At 67.0% G+C, this 4,890-nt stretch carries 2 protein-coding genes; both read right to left on the reverse strand.

Annotation, left to right across the window (positions count from 1 at the left end; all coding sequences use genetic code 11):
• Positions 1–610 precede the first annotated feature (610 nt).
• A complete protein-coding gene (locus ASG79_RS14465) occupies positions 611–3,643 on the reverse strand; it encodes a glycoside hydrolase family 2 TIM barrel-domain containing protein (protein WP_082581775.1) in 3,033 nt (1,010 codons plus the stop codon).
• 93 nt (positions 3,644–3,736) lie between these two features.
• On the reverse strand, positions 3,737–4,744 hold the full coding sequence (locus ASG79_RS14470) for a LacI family DNA-binding transcriptional regulator (protein ID WP_056392127.1): 1,008 nt from the start codon (positions 4,742–4,744) through the stop codon (positions 3,737–3,739).
• Between the last annotated feature and the right edge of the window lie 146 nt (positions 4,745–4,890).

The raw sequence follows: 4,890 nt of genomic DNA on the forward strand, positions 1-4,890 counted from the left end.
AACTTGGCACACTATTGAGTTCTCAAACAACAGACACACCCGGCACCACCCAAACCAACGTCCAGGCTCGCTCCGGAGCAACTTTCCAAACTTACCCGGTTCCAACAAGCTTCGCAAATCAGCGTTACCGCGATCCACTCCACTCGAAAACCAGCCCCACCCGCGTCCGGCACGCCAAGAGGCGAACCATTTCCAGGCCGTTCAGTAAGGGGTTTGGCCGCTATCTTTCCGCTTCAGCGGCGGCGACTCAGAAAACAATACCCGCCCCCACACCCAACCGCAAATCGACCCCCTAGCGGGTGAAGATCCGCGGAATCCCGGGGCAGGAACGGCCGTCCAGTGCTGTTTCCGTATNAGGCCGTTCAGTAAGGGGTTTGGCCGCTATCTTTCCGCTTCAGCGGCGGCGACTCAGAAAACAATACCCGCCCCCACACCCAACCGCAAATCGACCCCCGGGGGCCTCTTGTGCTGCCGGAAACCCCGGAATTCCGCGGTTTCCGGCAGCGTGGGCAAGAGATTTCCGCTTCTGAAGCTCGTTTGCTGCTTCTATGGAGTGGCTCACATCCGAAGAGGAGCCGAGGGAGTAGCCGAAGGGGGAGCCGGGACTTCCCTACCCCAGTACCTTGAGGACCACTTCGAAGTCGGCCTGCCTCGGCTTCAGCCGGTACGGCTCCAGAACGCCGGGGCCGCAGGCGGCGGTGCCAACGCCACGCATGAGATGGTCCACGTAGATGTAGCTCCGCCCGTCCGGCACCAGATCCGGCCTGTGGTTTGCGGCATCCAGAGCCTGCATGCTGTACGGCCGGACTGTGAGGGCAAAGGGCTCGCCGGAAAGGTGCAGCTCCCTTCCGCCGGTGTGCAGGACAGCGGACCGCACGCCGGACCGGGCTCCCGACTCCTGGGGACGGACGTACTCAACGTCCAGCGCGGCGAGGGGCAGCTCGAACCATCCCGTCCGCGCACCCTGGCCGGTGTCCGGGTAGCCCTGGTGCGGGCCCTGGCCGAACCACCGCACCCCGGTGGTCCGGGAACCCAGCACCAGCTCCAGCCCGATCCGCGCCCATTCCACCTCGAAGCCGGCGTTGACCCAGTCCCCCACGGGCCTGACCTGCGTCCGCAGTCCCAGGGAGTCGGAGCTGGCGGTCCACAGGTAATCCACCAGCACACCGAACTGCTTGTCCGCGGCACCCATGCGCGTGCTGACGCGCAGGTACTCTCCGCCGTCAGGAGAGGATTCCGCCCGGATGCCCAGCAGGCGGGTGTGGAGCCGGTGGAGTCCTGCGTCCTTCCACTGCGTCGCAAGGGGCCGTTCGTCCGGGCTTCCCCACTCGCGGCCGAGGTCGTTGTCGGTCGGGGGCCACCACAGGACCAGGCCGAACTTTTCCACGGGAAGTCCGCCAATGGATGTGGGCATGCCGGTTGCCCGGTTGAACACCGCGGTACCCAGCTGCAGTTCGTCCTGGCCGGCCTCCACCAGGTCCCGGGCCTGCACCCCCGTGCCTGGTGAGGCAAGGCGGACAGCCTGCCCCCAAGCAACCTCGTGGCCTGCGGCAGCCCACCCAGTATCGGTGGCCAGCACAGCGCTGACGGTGAGCACCGCACCCGCGTCCTGCGCCAACCCCGCCACACACGCGGCAACCTCCGCCGGCAGCTCAACAACAGCCGTGGACTGCGCCGCAAGCGGCGCAACGGCCACCGTTCCCTCCAGCCGTGTCCCGCCGTCGTCCTCCACCTTGTACTCAAAGCGGTAGGCGGAGGTGTCCGCAAAGTCCTGCCGGTTCCGCAGCGTGAAGCTGGCCCATGAGGAGGAAACGTCAATGCCCAGAGGCTCGATGACCTTCTTGAAATCCAACAGCCCGGGACGGGGTTTGCGGTTGGCATCCACCAGCCCGTCCGTGACGAAGTTGCCGTCGTGGACTTCCTCGCCAAAGTCCCCGCCGTAAGCGAAGTGTTCGCCGCCGCCCGGGGAGGGAACAAGGATCCCGTGCTCCAGCCACTCCCAGACAAAACCGCCCATCAGCCGCGGATACGTGTCGAACAGGTCCTGGTACTCGGTCATGCCGCCCGGCCCGTTTCCCATGGCGTGCACATATTCGCACAGCACGAACGGCATGGCTCGGCGCCGAGCGTCCAGTTCGGCGTCCTCAAGCGCCGGCTCGATGCCCTGCCCGATGAGCGCCGTCTCGGCCTGGCTGGCATACATCCGGGAGTAGACGTCCACGTACGGTGAGGACCAGTCGCCCTCGTAGTGGATGGGACGGGACGGGTCACGGTCCTTGGCCCAGCGGGACATCGCCGCAAGGTTCCGGCCGGTGCCTGCCTCGTTGCCCAGCGACCACATGATCACGGAAGGGTGGTTCTTGTCGCGCTCAAGGGTTCGCTGCATCCGGTCCACCAGGGCCTCCTCCCACTGCGGATCGTCGCTGGGGTTCTGTGCCCAGCCGGCGCTGTGGAAGCCGTGCGTTTCCAGGTCGCATTCCAGGACCAGGTAGAAACCCAGCTGGTCTGCCAGCGCCAGGAACTCCGGGTGCGGCGGGTAGTGCGAGGTCCGGATGGCATTGATGTTGTGTTGCTTCATCAGCCGCAGCTCCGCCTCCACCACGTCCCGCGGGACCACACGGCCCAGCCGGGGGTGGTGCTCGTGGCGGTTCACTCCCCGGAGCAGGATCCGGCGGCCGTTCACCTTGAACTGCGCGTCCTCGATGACGATGCTGCGGAAACCCGCCTGCAGGGCAACGGTCTCGCCCGGGGTGCTGACCGTTGCGCCATAGAGGCGGCGAACTTCGGCGGACCAGGGCTGCACGCCGGGGACACGCTGCTCCGCCCCTGCTGGAAGTTCCAGGCCAAGTTCCGGAATGCGTACGACGGCGTCAATCGCCCGCCCGGCCCGGCTCACCTCGACGCGGAGCGTGCCCTCGCCCGTGCCTGGGTCATAGCCGGCGTGGACGAAGACGTCGTCGATGCCGTCCACCGGCCGCGCCTGCAGGGTGACGTCCCGGAAGATCCCCGGGAGCCACCACATGTCCTGGTCCTCCACATAGCTGGCGGCGGAGAACTGGGCCACCCGCACGGCCAGCTTGTTGGCTCCCTCGACCAGGATGCCGGACACGTCGAATTCGTGGGCCAGGCGGCTTCCGCGGGTGGTCCCGAGCTCCACTCCGTTCAGCCACACGGTTCCGGCCGAGTCGATGCCGTCGAACCGGAGCAGGGCGTGCGGGAAGAACTCCGGGCCGGCCTCAAAGGTCACCAGGTGATCGCCGATGGGGTTGGCGTCCGGTGGGTAGGGAGGTTCCACCGGGAAGGGAAACTGCACGTTGGTGTAGGCCGGAGAGCCGTGCCCGTGCATGTTCCAGCTGGAGGGGACGGGCAGCGGAGTGAAGCCGGAGAGGTCATTGCCCTGCTGCCAGTCGTCGTGTGGGGCCGCCCGGATTCCCGGGCTCAGCCGGAACTGCCATTCTCCGTTGAGTAGGAGCCGGGGTGCGTCGGACTCCAGGTAGGCCCGCGCCGGGAGGCTTCCCCGGCCGGGTCCCAGCGAGGCTAATTCTGCGACGTCTGCTGCAGCCGGATCGAGTCTGCGGTAGGAGGGTTTGGTCGCCGGAGCGGAGCCGTGGCCGGCAGTTGCGGCAGGGGTGTGGGCTGGCATGGAGGTCCTTGAAGGGAGTTTCGGAAGGGCCTACGTGAACGTTCACGCAGTTGCATGTCAAGCCTATCCGCTCGGTCATGATTTGAGTAGGGGTCAGGCTGATTGCCGGAGGACCAGTTGGTGCTGCAGGGTCAGGTGAGCGCCTGGGGTGCGGTCCTGGATGGCACCTGTGAGTAAACCATCCAGGAGTCCGACGGCGGCGCGGCCCACGGCGCGCAGGTCCAGTGCGAGGGTGGTCAGCTCAGGTGTGAGCAGTTCCCCCAGCGGTATCCCGTCCATGCCGATGACGGCACACTCATTGGGGACGGAGGTGCCTGACTCCCGCAGTGCCTTCAAGGCGCCGGCTGCCATCAGGTCGTTGAAGGCGAGGATGCCATCGGGGCTCCCGCCTCCGGCCAGATGGAGGGCCACCGCCGACCGTGCCGCGGCCGCCGATGGCTGTGCCTGGAGGCGGGCGAGCTGGATGCCTGCCTCCGCTGCCACCGCGGCGGCGGCCGCGCTCCGGCTGCCGGCGGGGCCGCCCTGGTCCGAGTCTAGGAAGAGGATGCTCCTGCACCCGTGGGATGCGAGATGGCGGAGGGCGAGCCTGGCAGCGTGACGGTAGTCAAAGGAGATGCTGCCGGCGGTGCCGGCGTCCGGGGAGTCAAGGGCGACGACGGGACGGCGGCCCATCAGCGCCTGCGCCTCGTCCTGGTGGGGTGCAAGGTATCCGATCAGTGCATCCACCTGGGGCGCAAGCCGCGCGGCGGCGTCAACGGCGCTGCCGGTCCCGTGGCCGTAGTCGTCCACCACCACGTTCCAACCGCGCTCCGTGGCGGCCTCCACCACGCTTGAGGCAAAGGCCGGGAAATAGGGGTTGGTCAGGTCCGGGATGGCGAGGCCAACAGAGATCCGCGCGCCCTGCACAAGGCCCTTGGCGAAGCGGCTGGGGCTGTAGCCCATTTCTGCTGCGAGCTTTTGGACCCGGGCGCGGGTTTCCGCGCTGATGCCTGCCATGTCATTCATGGCCCGGGTGACGGTTTGGCGCGATACGCCTGCAGCGGCTGCCACATCCAGGATGGTTGCACGCCGGTCCCTGGGACTGGGCGTTCGGGGGGTCATAAACGGTAAGTCTAGGCGGTGGTGAAGACCCGTTTTGATACCGGTGATTGGTGGGTTAAATGTGGGAGGCCCCAACCTGGTGGTTGGGGCCTCGACCAATGTGTGTCCGGCGGTGACCTACTCTCCCACACCCTCCCGGGTGCAGT

The sequence above is a fragment of the Arthrobacter sp. Soil761 genome (assembly GCF_001428325.1).
In the GTDB taxonomy this organism is placed as follows: Bacteria; Actinomycetota; Actinomycetes; order Actinomycetales; family Micrococcaceae; genus Arthrobacter.

Bases quoted from the DNA above. Each gene is read 5' to 3' on its own strand.
- ASG79_RS14465 (WP_082581775.1), bottom strand. From the start codon at position 3,643: ATGCCAGCCCACACCCCTGCCGCAACTGCCGGCCACGGCTCCGCTCCG.
- ASG79_RS14470 (WP_056392127.1), bottom strand. From the start codon at position 4,744: ATGACCCCCCGAACGCCCAGTCCCAGGGACCGGCGTGCAACCATCCTG.